Origin of the sequence: Niabella sp., assembly GCF_030150205.1 — a bacterium.
Lineage (GTDB): Bacteria > Bacteroidota > Bacteroidia > Chitinophagales > Chitinophagaceae > Niabella.
In genome coordinates this window covers 125,170-138,901 of the sequence record NZ_JASLGT010000001.1, presented here as the reverse complement: position 1 = coordinate 138,901, position 13,732 = coordinate 125,170, and the positions used below count along the sequence as shown (strand labels likewise).

At 46.4% G+C, this 13,732-nt stretch carries 8 protein-coding genes; 2 read left to right on the top strand and 6 right to left on the bottom strand.

Annotation, left to right across the window (positions count from 1 at the left end; translation table 11 throughout):
- Positions 1-403: 403 nt before the first annotated feature.
- The 4 genes from Q1V85_RS00550 to Q1V85_RS00535 form a co-directional block, all read right to left on the bottom strand.
- The gene (locus Q1V85_RS00550) at positions 404-1,051 is read right to left on the bottom strand and encodes an outer membrane beta-barrel protein (RefSeq protein WP_300596340.1); all 648 of its coding nucleotides are present in this window, start codon (positions 1,049-1,051) and stop codon (positions 404-406) included.
- 230 nt (positions 1,052-1,281) lie between these two features.
- A complete protein-coding gene (locus Q1V85_RS00545; RefSeq protein WP_300596339.1) occupies positions 1,282-1,998 on the bottom strand; it encodes a porin family protein in 717 nt (238 codons plus the stop codon).
- Positions 1,999-2,040: 42 nt separating this feature from the next.
- Entirely contained in the window at positions 2,041-2,715 is a 675-nt protein-coding gene (locus Q1V85_RS00540) for an OmpA family protein (protein WP_300596337.1), read from the bottom strand.
- A 150-nt stretch (positions 2,716-2,865) separates the two neighbouring features.
- A complete protein-coding gene (locus tag Q1V85_RS00535; protein ID WP_300596335.1) occupies positions 2,866-3,567 on the bottom strand; it encodes a hypothetical protein in 702 nt (233 codons plus the stop codon).
- A 364-nt stretch (positions 3,568-3,931) separates the two neighbouring features.
- On the opposite strand from Q1V85_RS00535, the gene uvrA reads away from it, so the two are divergent.
- Entirely contained in the window at positions 3,932-6,766 is a 2,835-nt protein-coding gene (uvrA, locus tag Q1V85_RS00530; RefSeq protein WP_300596333.1) for an excinuclease ABC subunit UvrA, read from the top strand.
- Between the two features lie 194 nt (positions 6,767-6,960).
- Here the strand turns inward: uvrA and dnaE are convergent, their stop codons facing one another.
- Positions 6,961-10,632 (bottom strand): DNA polymerase III subunit alpha, encoded by a 3,672-nt coding sequence (dnaE, locus tag Q1V85_RS00525; protein WP_300596331.1) that lies wholly within the window; start codon positions 10,630-10,632, stop codon positions 6,961-6,963.
- Between the two features lie 600 nt (positions 10,633-11,232).
- On the opposite strand from dnaE, the gene Q1V85_RS00520 reads away from it, so the two are divergent.
- The gene (locus Q1V85_RS00520) at positions 11,233-11,799 is read left to right on the top strand and encodes a C40 family peptidase (RefSeq protein ID WP_300596329.1); all 567 of its coding nucleotides are present in this window, start codon (positions 11,233-11,235) and stop codon (positions 11,797-11,799) included.
- Positions 11,800-12,215: 416 nt separating this feature from the next.
- Here the strand turns inward: Q1V85_RS00520 and Q1V85_RS00515 are convergent, their stop codons facing one another.
- Positions 12,216-13,727 (bottom strand): polysaccharide biosynthesis C-terminal domain-containing protein, encoded by a 1,512-nt coding sequence (locus Q1V85_RS00515; protein ID WP_300596327.1) that lies wholly within the window; start codon positions 13,725-13,727, stop codon positions 12,216-12,218.
- Positions 13,728-13,732: the final 5 nt, after the last annotated feature.

Here is a 13,732-nt window from a genome sequence, read left to right as displayed (position 1 = left end):
TGGTTTAGTCCTTGTTTTTCGTTGCGCTCGTTGCGGATACGTTGCGACCATTGCGGTTACATTTTCAGCTCTCGTTTCTCGCAGCGATGCGGCGGAGCGATGAACGCGGCGATGGTGGTTGGTGCATCTTTGCGGTTAGGTGTTAAACGCGGGGAACGCGAAGGTTTTGCAAGGTTCGCGAAGGTGGTTTAGTCCCTGTTTTTTCGTTGCGCTCGTTGCGGATTCGTTGCGACCATTGCGGTTATATCTTGTTTTTTCCCCGCAGAAAAGTAGTCTTTGCAGGCGTCTTTGTGTTTTCATGGCAGCAACGGCCTCTCTGTTGCTCCCGGTGATACTGTGGCGGTTTGCGTCTGAATCTTTTTGTGCTTCTCCGCCTGGCGTTTTCTATGGCCGCAACGGCTATTTAAAGATGACAACCTATTGCTACATTGATTCCCATGTTCCGGAATTCTTCGCTGGTCACTTTTTTATTTTCCAGCGGGGCAATATTTCGTAACCCGATCTGGCCATTCAGCTGCAAATACAAAGATGGACCTATGTTCATTCCGGCCAGCAGGTTAATGCCCAGGTCGGTTCTGCGGCCATAGTTGAATTGATTATCATTCGGATTCTGATCGCTGATATCCGTATATTCAATGGTGCCGTTGTTCCATCCTCCGCCATTGTACTTCATCACCCACTGCCCGCCAATGCCATAGGCAAAATAACCACCGGCTCCAATAAAAAAACGTTCAATATCTCCCGGGATATTATAGAGTATGTTTAGCGGCAGTTCTACGTAATAAGGATTGATACACAAAATACCGGGGCCGGTACCGTCGTCATAACGCTGACGATAACCTTTTGTGCTGTACAATAAGCCGGTTTGGAGGGTTAAAGGATACCGGTTCAATGTTATGGGGATATCGGTGGTCATGCCCAGCTGATATCCCGGATTGAATCTGTTTTTAATCGTACTTCCGTTGCGGGTTTCTTTCCACGCCACTTTAGATGCATTAAACCCGGCCCTGATACTAACTGTCACTTGCCCCTTTGCGTATAAACCGCACATCCAAAGGCTACTCATGATCAGGAGGTGACACCATCGTTTTTTATTCTTCATAAGCAGAAAATGGTCTGAATAAAAGGGTTGTTTTATGGTGTTAAGATAATTCGTTTTTTAGAAGTTCCGTGGTTGTCTTATGCAAAGTTTGGTTAAAATTACACTTCGTCCATGCTCAGTATGAAAAAGCCGCCCCGGAGGACGGCTCTGTATTTCATGAGTTATGGATACTTTGTTGTTTAGAATTTATATCCTACCGAAATTCCAAATGCGGAGTTCTTCATTTTTGCATCCGGTTTTGCACCATCATTTTTGGGTACGATGTTCACAAGACCTAATTGACCGTTCAACTGGAACGATAATTTGTTGGCAAATTCATAACCAAAGAGCAGGTTTGCACCGGCATCAAAAGGTTTCCCATAAATAACCTTGTTGTTGGATCCATCTTTGTAGTCGTTTTTGAATTCAAGATCCGTACTTCCAGAGCTGCTGCCACTTAAACCACCCCAGGAAAAATCACCGTTGGTCTTTAGTTTACCACCCACACCATAGGCTACATAAGGCCCGGCGCCCAGTAATAATTTACCGGATCCCAGTTCAGGTTTGTAGAGGAAATTAATCGGCACTTCAACATAAGAAGCATTCCATTTAGATTCTCCGTTAAAGCTGGCACCTCCAATATTTCCGCTTCCGGAAGTTTTAAAACCCTTTGTGCTAAACAATGCGCCTGGCTGTACATAAAACTCATCGGCAATTGGAATATCAAAGGTTACCCCTGCATGCCAGCCTGGGTTTATCTTGGTATCTGCCTTTTTGCCATTGGCGTCCTTAATGGTAGCATTTGAAAAATTTGCGCCTGCACGGATGCCAATCTCTACTTGTGACATTGCTGCACCAGAGATGCTGACTGCCGCGGCAACCATAAATGCTTTCAATAACTGATTCTTCTTTTTCATAAATATAGGTTTAATGATCAATGTTGATGTTCTTTCACTCGATTATCCTTTCTTGGCTTCTGTGGCTGCGTCTGCTTTCATCTTATCATTAGCAGAGATCACAAATTCTACGCGACGGTTCTGTGCCCGGCCATCCGGTGTATCATTGGAATATTTGGGAACGCTAAAGCCATAGCCTTTGGTGGTCATGCGCTCCAGGGAAATGCCGTGTGAACCCAGGTAGTTCGCTACGCTGGAAGCTCTTCTTTCAGACAGGGCCTGGTTGTATTTTGCAGTACCGGTATTGTCGGTATGCCCCTGGATCTCCAGGTCAGTATCGGGGTATTTATTCAGGATCGTGATCAGGTCGTTCAGCGTGTTTTGGGCGGCGCCGGAAAGCGAAGACTGGTCAAAACCGAACAACACGGCACTGTTAAACTCTACCGTAATACCTTCACCCACACGCTCTACTTTGGCACCGGGTACCTGTTGCTTGATCTCTTCGGCCTGTTTGTCCATCTTTTTACCAATAATGGCACCGGTTACACCACCTACGGTAGCACCGATAATGGCACCCAGCCCGGCATTTCCTGCCACTTTACCAATTACAGCACCCATCGCAGCACCCCCGCCAGTTCCGATAATCGCCCCTTTTTGAGTTCGGTTCATAGAGTCGCAACCTGCAAGGGTTAAACCGGTTAACGCGATTCCTAACGATAAATTTCTCAGTTGTTTCATGTTTTTGTTTTTGATATTCATGTCTTGCCAAATAATATGCCAAAACGGATTTTGAAAATTTGACAGTTTGGTAATAAAGACCTCCGTCCATAAAAAAAGGTTGCCTCAGTGTAGGCAACCTATTGATTTTAACATTTTTATTGATCAGGATTAATTCTGGGAAGGTGCGGCCTGCTGGCTGGGTTCAACAGCTGCTGCGGGTACATCAGTCTTTGTACCGGTATACGTAATGCCCTTGATCACCGGTTTTTTTGTGGTGGTCTTTTTGGGTTTTTTAGCGGTATCGTCCGTCATTTCTGTTTGGCTGGCTATAGCTGCCGAATCTGCTGCTACGGTCATTTCAGGGAATACGGTGGCCGGTTGTTCCTCGTTGTATTTATTGCCGATATTTACATACAAGGTATTGGCATCTTTATCAAAGATGAGGGTTCCTTCCTGGATCGCGCGTCCGCTTACTACTTTGCTTTTCGTTTTTGTAGCCGCATCATCTGTGGTTGCTTCCATGGCATCATCATTCGCCAGGGTTTTTTGAGCCGGGATCTTGTAAATAGCCGGAGCATCTTTGATCAATGCTTTGAACTTACCCTGTGGTAAGCCGCTTACCCAAACGATGCCTTTGTTTTCTCCGTCCCTGGTGATAGTTACATGGGATGCGGTTCCCTTTTTATCCGTAAGATCAAAAGTTCCCAATACCGGGAAGATCTGGTTCTCCGTCATGGAGTCCGGCATCGGAAGTAATTCCTTGGGTTGTGGTTTATAGTTTCGCGGAACTTCAGGAGTGCTGGTTTGTGCAAAGGTTGCCATGGTGATGGCTATTGCAAAGAAGCATGTAAGAAACGACCTTGTTTTCATAAATACGTTTTATTTAAGAATGATTCAAATTATTCTTGCTACTGAAATTATTATGCCAAACAGGGCGTTTGCCCCGAAAATTATATATTTTAATTTTTGCTTATGACTTGTGTGCCTGATTCTTAATGATTCCGGGGCGAAAAGAGGGCTGTATTAAAAGGCGCCTTGTGTCCACGTTGATTTTTCGAGGCGTTTGCATTCCTGGCGCTGAACCCTGGAAATGGCACCGGGGTCTTTTATCCGGGCGGGATTAAAGGGCAGGAAAAACGTCCTTGCCGATTTCGGATTGCTTTAGCAAATTGGGAAAGAAAATTTGTGTAGGTTTGTGCCTTGTTTTTTACCATCATTCCAAATTCATATACAATTGAAAGCTGAAAATGAAGTAATTGACGTATCCGGCGCAAGGGTACACAATTTGAAGAATATTGATATTTCGATTCCGAAAAATGAACTGGTCGTTATTACCGGTATCAGTGGCAGCGGGAAATCATCCCTGGCTTTTGATACTATTTATTCGGAGGGGCAGCGGCGCTACATGGAAACCTTCGGTGCCTATGCCCGTCAGTTTATCGGGGATATGGAACGGCCGGATGTAGATAAGATCACCGGGCTTTCTCCTGTTATTTCCATTGAGCAGAAAACCACCAATAAAAATCCCCGTTCAACGGTAGGAACCATTACGGAAGTGTATGATTTTTTCCGGTTGCTGTTTGCCCGCGTCGGCGAAGCGTATTCTTACAATACCGGCAAAAAAATGGTCAAATGGAGCGAAGAGGAGATCGTGGAAAATATTTTTGAACGGTTCCGTGATCAGAAGATCAACCTGCTGGCACCGGTGGTACGCGGTCGTAAGGGTCATTACCGGGAGCTGTTTGAAGATATTCGGAAGAAGGGATACCTGAAGGTAAGGGTAGATGGTGAGATAAAAGACCTGGTACCGAAAATGCAGGTAGACCGTTATAAGATCCATGATATTGAAATTGTGGTAGACCGGCTGGAGGTGAATGTACCCTCCAGGGCACGGTTGAGCCAGAGCGTGCAGGCTACATTGAAACTGGGAAAGGACCTGATGTTTTTACTGGTAGATCAAACGGATCAGCCGGTACAGTATAGTAAGCAGCTGATGTGTGAAGATACGGGTATCAGTTACGAAGAACCTTCGCCCAATTCGTTTTCATTTAATTCACCGTATGGGGCTTGTCCGTATTGCAAGGGAATTGGAACGGCTTATGCGATCGATATGGATTCGGTATTGCCGGATCGCACGTTAAGCATCAGCGAAGGCGGTATTGCGCCATTGGGTGAAGAACGCAATGCGAGCGTGTTTCAGCAGGTGGTGGCCTTTGCCAAAAAACATAAGATCAACATGAATAAACCGGTGGAGGCATTGCCGGCCGGTCAGCTGGAATTGTTATTATACGGAGATGGAGGGGCCAGCCAGGACCTGGATCTTGATGGGGCGGATGCATCCGTGCCGGATATTTATACGGGTAGTTATGAGGGCATCATTCCCATGCTGAAGCGTTGGTTCTTTTCTTCCCAAACCTCCGAATGGCTGCGGGAATGGGTAGAACAATTTATGATGCTGAAATCCTGTCCTTCCTGCAATGGCGACTGCCTGAAAAAGGAGAGTTTGTGGTTTCGCATCGATGAAAAAAATATTGCTGAATTAAGTAACCTGAACCTGGATAAACTTGGAGACTGGCTGAAGGGCATTGAATCCCGTTTGTCAAAAAAACAAAATGCCATTGCCAAGGATATTTTAAAAGAGATCCGGGAGCGGCTGCAGTTCCTGCTGGATGTGGGGCTGACCTACCTGACATTGTACCGCCCGTCCCGTACGCTGAGCGGGGGCGAGTCGCAGCGGATCCGGCTGGCCACGCAGATCGGTTCGCAATTGCAGGGAATTACCTATATCCTGGATGAACCTTCGATCGGGCTGCACCAACGGGATAACCATCGCCTGATCACTTCCCTGCAAAATCTTCGGGATATTGGTAACAGCGTACTGGTGGTGGAGCATGATAAAGACATTATGCTGGCTGCGGATTACCTGATTGACATTGGTCCCAAGGCCGGTTACCACGGCGGACGCGTGGTAGCAAAGGGAACTCCCAAAGAGATCCTGAAGCTGGATACGATCACGGCCGGTTATCTGAACGGACATTTAAAAATAGAAACGCCTGCGGAGCGCAGACCTGGCAATGGCAAAACCCTGGAGCTGAAAGGGGCCACCGGTAATAACTTAAAGAATGTAAGCGTGAAGTTTCCGTTGGGGAAACTGATCGTGGTAACGGGCGTAAGCGGCAGTGGCAAATCAACCCTCATTAATGAAACCCTGTATCCCATTTTATCCCAGCACGCCTATCATTCTAAAAAGGCGCCGATGGCCTATAAATCGGTAAAAGGACTGGAGCATGTTGATAAGGTAGTAGAAATTGATCAATCACCGATCGGCCGTACGCCGCGGAGTAATCCGGCAACTTATTGCGGATTCTTTACCGATATCCGTACATTGTTTGCAGCGGTACCGGAGGCAAAGATCCGGGGGTATAATGCCGGGCGTTTTTCATTCAATGTAAAAACCGGCCGCTGTGATGTGTGTGAAGGCGGGGGCATGCGGGTGATTGAAATGAATTTTCTCCCGGATGTATATGTGCCTTGTGAAAAATGCAACGGCAAGCGCTATAACCGGGAAACACTGGAGATCCGCTATAAGGGCAAGTCTATTTCGGATGTGCTGGATATGACGGTAGATGATGCCGTGGAGTTTTTCCAGGCGGTGCCTTCTATTTACCGGAAGATCAAAACCCTGCAGGATGTGGGGCTGGGATATATTACGCTTGGACAAAGCGCGGTGACCCTCAGCGGGGGAGAGGCCCAGCGGGTGAAGCTAAGCACGGAGCTGAGTAAAAAAGACACCGGTAAAACTTTTTATATCCTGGATGAGCCTACCACCGGCTTGCATTTTGAAGATATTAAACACCTGCTGCAGGTTTTGAATAAGCTGGTGGATAAAGGCAATACGGTGCTGGTGATTGAGCATAATATGGATGTGATCAAAGTGGCGGATCATATCATTGACCTGGGGCCGGAGGGCGGCGATGGCGGCGGACGCATCCTGTTTGAAGGAACGCCGGAAGGATTGGTAAAGTGCAAGGAAAGTTATACGGGGCAGTATTTGAAAGCGGAGTTGTAAGCGTTTTGATCACAAAATTATAATAAGATAATAGAAAATCTTTCAAATGAGCGAACTCATTGGTGACATGAAGACTTGTGCGACCTGCGATGATGCTCAATGGCTCCTATAGTCGCCTTGTCACCCCGCCAGGCCACAACAGCTATGTAAAACGCAGCACCTGCAACATCGCGGGCTGCATTTTACCGAAAGTGTTAATTCAATTCCACCGCTACATTCCAGTTGGCCTGCTTTGACAGATATTCGATCAGCTCATTGTTCATTTCAAATCCCTTTCCACGTGTTAACAGATCTACTGTAACGTCATCGGCTGCGTCTTTTATAGACAGTTTCAAGGTGCTGGGGCCTTTATGTGCCTTCAGGTTCTCGTGAATAAATTCCACTGTTTCCTTTGTAATCTCCTCAACCGGTAATTCGATCTTCAGATTTTTGGTTTGGTTCTTTATGACACTTTCCGCCAGGCAAATGGAGGTGATTTTAAAATCAAAATCGCCATTAAACCGTTGTTTGAAAAAACCGGTAAGGTATACGGTTGCCCCCAGCTGCAGCATCGGGGAATACTTCATATAATCCTCCGAAAATAGCACCATATCCAGCTTGCCGCTATAATCTTCAATGATGAAACTTCCGAATTTGTTACCGGTCCGGGAAACCCGGTGTTGCGCATCAGACACCAGCCCCATAATTTTAAAAGTGGCAGCAGAACTTACTTTTTCCTTTTCCTGGTTTTTATATTCGTTGATATAGGAGATCTTGGAGATGCCATAATGCTCCATTTCAAAGCGGTAATCATCCAGCGGATGACCGCTGATGAAGATACCGGTTACCAGTTTTTCGTGGTCGAGTTGTACCACCAGCGGCCATGGCGTGCATTCCGGGATTTTTGGTACCTGTACTTCCATTACCTCCGCAAGATCGCCGAACAGGGTATTGGTAGTCGTTTGTGCCTGTGCCTGGCAGATCTGGCCATATTTTACGATCTTCTCCAGCCCATTGGTGGTATCGCCCTGCGGTACATGAAAATACTGGGCACGGCTCAGGTCTGTAAAGCAATCAAAGGCCCCGGCATAAGCCAGGCTTTCCAGTGTTTTTTTGTTAACTGTACGTTGGTTTACCCGTTTGATCATATCAAAGATGGAGGTATAGGCCCCGTTTTCATCCCGCTCCTGGATCAGGCTTTCTACGGCAGCTTCGCCCACACCTTTTAAGCCGCCCAATCCAAAGCGGATCTCTCCTTTTTTGTTTACGGCAAATCCTTTTTGCGATTCATTAATATCTGGCCCCAATACCGGTAATCCCATGCGTTTACACTCTTCCATAAAGAAGGTGATCTTTTCCAGGGAACCGGCGTTGTTCAGTACCCCGGCCATGTATTCGCTGGGGTAATGGGCTTTGAGGTAAGCGGTTTGGTAGGCTACAAAGGCGTAACAGGTGGCGTGCGATTTGTTGAACGCGTATTGCGCAAAGGCCTCCCAGTCGGTCCAGATCTTGTCCAGCTTATCTGCGGGATGCCCTTTTTGCGTGGCGCCTTCCACAAACTGCTTTTTCATTTTGTCCAGTACCGACTTTTGCTTTTTACCCATTGCCTTCCGCAGTACGTCTGCATCGCCCTTGCTAAACCCGGCCAGTTTCTGACTCAGCAGCATCACCTGCTCCTGGTATACGGTAATCCCGTAGGTGTCCTTCAGGTCGTCTTCCATTTCCGGAAGGTCAAAGACTACTTCCTGGCGTCCGTGCTTCCGTTCAATATAGTCTGGAATATACGCCAGTGGGCCCGGGCGGTACAGTGCGTTCATCGCAATCAGGTCATCGAACCGGTCGGGCTTCAGTTCCCGCAGGTATTTTTGCATTCCCGCACTTTCAAACTGGAACGTGGCATTGGTTTCGCCTTTCTGATAGAGTTCATAGGTTTTTGCATCATCCAATGGAATATCGTCGATGATAATATCCAGATCATAGTTCTGCTTGATCAGCTTCAGCGCGTCTTTGATGATGGTAAGGGTCTTTAACCCCAGGAAGTCCATTTTAATAACGCCCGCCTCTTCAATCACACTTCCTTCGATCTGGGTAACCCAGAGGTCGGAGTCTTTAGCCGTGCTTACCGGGATCAGTTCTGTAAGGTCTTTGGGGGCGATGATGATTCCCGCAGCGTGGATACCGGTGTTCCGAACGGAACCCTCCAGGATCTCTGCCTCGTGCAGTACCTTGGCCTGAAGATCGTTTCCATTATACACATCGCGGATCTTTTTTACATTTTCAATATCATCCGCACCCAGCCCTTCTTTTTCTGTCAGTGATTTTTCACCAGCCTTCGGGGAAAGCGGGGCGTGTAAAACGCGTTTTAGGGAGATGCCCGGTTTTTCCGGAACCAGTTTTGCCAGGGCGTTGGAATCGGCCAGTGGCAGATCCATTACCCGCGCCACGTCCTTGATACTCATTTTTGCGGCCATGGTACCATAGGTGATGATCTGTGCTACCTGGTTCTTTCCGTATTTCTGTACCACATAGTCGATCACGCGCTGGCGGCCTTCATCGTCAAAATCCGTATCGATATCCGGCATCGATTTACGGTCCGGGTTCAGGAAACGCTCAAACAGGAGGTTGTACTTAATGGGATCGATATTGGTGATGCCGATGCAATAGGCAACCACCGAACCCGCGGCCGAACCCCGGCCAGGTCCGATAAATACGCCGCTGTCGCGACCAGCCTTGATAAAATCACTTACAATGAGGAAGTACCCGGCAAATCCCATAGTTTTAATGGTGAACAATTCAAAGTCGATCCGCTCTTTGGTACTATCGGGCATTACACCGTATCGTTGCTGCGCGCCTTCGTAAGTCAGGTGCCGGAGGTATTCCCACTGGTTGAGTGAATCGGCGGAAACCACCCCTTTATCCGTTTTTTCATCTTCGGTATGCCGCTTAAAACCGTCCGGTATCGGGAAGTTGGGCAGCAGGATACTGCGTTTCAGATCCAGCAACTCAATTTTATCAACAATTGCGTTGGTATTGTCAATGGCCTCCGGAAGATCATGGAACAGTTTGCTCATTTCTTCCGTGTTCTTAAAATAGAACTGGTCGTTGGCAAACGCAAAACGCATATTCTTCATATTTACGTCATCGTCTGCAAAATCACCACGGAAGGCGGGGGTTGACTGCTTCTCACCGGTATTGATACAAAGCAGGATATCGTGTGCGTTAAAATCATCCTGCTCTACATAATGCGAATCGTTACTGGCAATAATGGGCACTTTATATTTTACCGCAAACCGGATCAGGACTTCGTTCACCTTATCCTGGTCGCCGATGCCATGGCGCTGCAACTCTACATAAAAATCTTCTCCGAAGAGATCCAGCCACCATTTAAATTCTGCTTCAGCCTCTGCTTCCCCTTTGCGCAAAATAGCCTGCGGAACGGAGGCTCCCAGGCAACAGGTGGTAGCGATCAGGCCTTCGTGGTATTTCAGGATGAGCTCCTTATCAATACGGGGATATTTACCATAAAGGCCCTCAATAAATCCAAGAGAGGTGAGTTTGGTAAGGTTGCGGTAACCCTGCTCGTTTTTTGCCAGCAGGATCTGGTGATACCGTTTATCTTTTTTTTCCTTGGTAAAGGTTTTTTCGTGCCGGTTCTCCACAAGATAAAATTCGCAGCCTACGACCGGTTTTACCTTAGGTTTCCCGTTTTCATCCAGGTGCTTATAGGCCTCTGCCACAAACTGGAAGGCCCCGTACATATTTCCATGGTCGCTGATGGCCAGGGCGGGCATACCATCTGCAATGGCCTTTTTATACAAAGAACCGATGGGCGCGGCGCCATCAAGCAGGGAATACTGGGTATGAACGTGTAAATGCGAAAATTTCATGCTGTTTTCTTATTTGTCCCTTGAAGGTCAGTTCGTTATCACTTTTCAAGGATGTCCGGACGATAGTTGCCCCAAACGGCTCTCCGGTTTTATCCCGGCTGCTAAAATCCTACAAAAACCGTAAAAAACCACCATCTTTTTATGCACATCCGCAAAAGAGAACAACAGAAAGGGGGCCAGGGTTCAGAAGCCGGCTGAGCGGTTCCGGAAGGGAGAAACAGTACCGGGAATATTTTTTAAATATTGATTATTAGTTATTTATAGGTATTTTTTAAAAAAAGTTAAAGAACAGGCAATAAATGATCCTGGTCAACGTTTATAGATAATTGAAAATTGGCATTACAGCATGGTTTTGTTTAGATGCTGACAATTGATAAATTATTTAAACATTTTATTTTGAGACATATATTGACGGGATTTAGCTTGATGGTGCTGATGACTAGCTGCTCAACCGCCTCTAAATTTTTTGCCTCTTCAAATAAAAGCAATCCGAAATCTGAGCTGCAACCCACTCACAAGCCCGGTCCTGCCGCTAATACGTATATGGCGCAGGTAACCATTTCGAATATTTCTCCCAGAAATTCAAAATCCGATACACGGATGCAACGCGTTGAGCAGAACATTGCCTCCAGCGAGGTAAGGGATGTAAAAGCGGTGCGTGCAGCGATCCTGGTACCCCGTACAGCCCCGGCTACCGATCTGCAGAAAAAGTATGCAGCGATTTTGAATGTGTTGCCCAACTCTATCAGCAATAATGATCTGCTGGAAACAATGGATGACTGGTATGGTACCCGTTATCAATACGGAGGAACCTCCAAATACGGGATTGACTGCAGCGCCTTTACCCGCGAAATGTACCGCGGCGCTTACGGGGTTGAGCTTCCCCGGACTGCACGGGAACAATATGGCAGGGCGCATAAAATTTCGAGCACAGAACTAAGGGAGGGAGACCTGGTGTTCTTTAATACCACCGGTGGTGTTTCTCATGTAGGAATGTACCTGGGCAACAATAAGTTTGTGCATGCTTCCACCAGCAAGGGGGTTACCATCAGCGATCTTTACGAAACGTACTATCTTTCACGTTTTATCGGCGCAGGCCGTATAGAAGCTACATCTGAAGAATACCTGGTTCGCAATAGCAACGGATCTTCCGGGGTAAGTAATTAATGATTTTTTTATTAGCAGGGAAAGCGCTTCTGAAAAGGAGCGCTTTTTTGTTTTTTGAAGGATATACAATGCGTTTAGGTTTCAGGTTAGACCGGTTTTATGCCGGATGATTTATTCACGATTGACCATTGCCTTTTGACTGCTATCCCTTCTTTTTGGGAGGACATATAGACACGGGGAATCGGGAGAAGACATACAAAACGATTCACGCTTAGGGGGGCTGAAAGCTAAACGCTGAAAGCCGTTTCAAGTTAAACGTTTAAAGTTCCAGGTCAGATACGTTTCTTCAGGACAAGACACTGAAAACTGAAGACTGAAAACTGAGGTCTGTCTGATGTCTGGCAAACATACTCATATACGAAAACCCAGTATATGTTAAACGCGCACGCCATTTTCAAATTAGCACATTGTCACATTCAATCCTTGTTCTTTTTCAGCCGCTTCACCAGCGATCCCAGCACCGGTTTCAGATCGGGTGTAAGATTCAGCATATAAACACAACCGGTAAACAATACCAGGATAAAAATGCTGCGGGCAAACAAACCGGGAAAACCGTGCAGGTTACGGAAAAGCAGCCAGGCAGCCAGGTATACAGCGGCACTGAGGATAACCGTATACAGTGATTGCCTGGTAAACGGAAAGAGCCGGAACTTTTTCCACAGGAATATGATCCGTATAATATTGTAAATGGTAATGGAGATAAGGTTTGCAATAGGAGGGCCGATGAGCCCGTATTGCTTTGTGAAAATATAGGTAAGGGGCAGCATAAACAATAACAGGATAATGCCACTGATAAAATCAAATTTCCAGAAGGTAGATGTGCCAATGATCTGCGCATTTACACCGGTACCCATATCTACAACCCTTGTTAAGCCCAACAGGATAAACGGAACAAAGCCCAGCAGGAAGCTTTGCCGTAGCTTAAAAGTGATCACTGCATCGGTGTAATTAAGGGCGATCAACGTAAAGAGCAGGCTGGCAAATATCAACTGATTGATGGAAGAGCGTTGGTAGATATTCTGGATCTGGTTTATCTTTTTATCTTTCCAGGCTTTCGATATATACGGTATGGAAGCCGATATAATACTGCGTTGCGGCGCCTGTATCAGGCTGGTTAAGAACTGGGCCAGTGTAAATATTCCCAGGTTCTTTAAGCCGGTTTCGGTTACCGAGGCCAGTACCAGCGAATCGAACTGTTGGGAAATGGTAAATACCAGCAGTCCGGAGTAAACGAAGGATATAAAGCGGATGATCTGGCCGAAAAAGCGGCGGGTTACCTTACTTACCCGGAAGGTAAGGTGTATTTTTTTTGTAAACACCAGGTACAGCAACAGCGTTAACGCAATAACGGGGTATGCAAAAGAATAAAGTTTGATAAACCAGTCGAAGTCCGGAATGATTTTAAGGATAAACAAAATGATCAGGATGGTAACCAGTATACGCCACTGTACTTCTTTTAAAAAGTTGGTAAGAATGGATTTCTTTATACTCCACCCGTATGCTTCCAGGATCCCGAATATGGTTAAGCCAAAGGACATCGGGTACATCCAGTAATAGTAATAAACGGCCAGGGCCGATCCGTTGCTGAATTTCCTTGCAAAAAGGTTTTCAAAAACGATCCCCAATGAAAAAACAAGGCCAAAGCAAACGAGCCCGGTTAACAGCGCCCAGGCGATCATGTCATTTTTCCGGGGCTCCAGGTTGTCATTGTAGTAATGATAAAATTTATAAATGTAGGAGGGCATACCCAACGATGCAAAGGCTACGATCAGCTGGGAAGTGGTTACGAACAACTGGGTTAATCCATATTGCTCTTCCGTAAAATATCCTTCTTTGCCAAATAAATAGGTATTTAAGGCTCCTATAGCAAATCCAATATAGATGACTATGGAGGAAATAATACTATGCTTCCTGATTTGTGCGCTCATTGAAA

What these genes read in the sequence shown, in the direction of transcription:
- Q1V85_RS00550 (WP_300596340.1), bottom strand. Translation starts at nt 1,051, where the DNA reads ATGTGCGGTTTATACGCAAAGGGGCAAGTGACAGTTAGTATCAGGGCC.
- Q1V85_RS00545 (WP_300596339.1), bottom strand. Translation starts at nt 1,998, where the DNA reads ATGAAAAAGAAGAATCAGTTATTGAAAGCATTTATGGTTGCCGCGGCA.
- Q1V85_RS00540 (WP_300596337.1), bottom strand. Translation starts at nt 2,715, where the DNA reads ATGAAACAACTGAGAAATTTATCGTTAGGAATCGCGTTAACCGGTTTA.
- Q1V85_RS00535 (WP_300596335.1), bottom strand. Translation starts at nt 3,567, where the DNA reads ATGAAAACAAGGTCGTTTCTTACATGCTTCTTTGCAATAGCCATCACC.
- dnaE (WP_300596331.1), bottom strand. Translation starts at nt 10,632, where the DNA reads ATGAAATTTTCGCATTTACACGTTCATACCCAGTATTCCCTGCTTGAT.
- Q1V85_RS00520 (WP_300596329.1), top strand. Translation starts at nt 11,233, where the DNA reads ATGCAACGCGTTGAGCAGAACATTGCCTCCAGCGAGGTAAGGGATGTA.
- Q1V85_RS00515 (WP_300596327.1), bottom strand. Translation starts at nt 13,727, where the DNA reads ATGAGCGCACAAATCAGGAAGCATAGTATTATTTCCTCCATAGTCATC.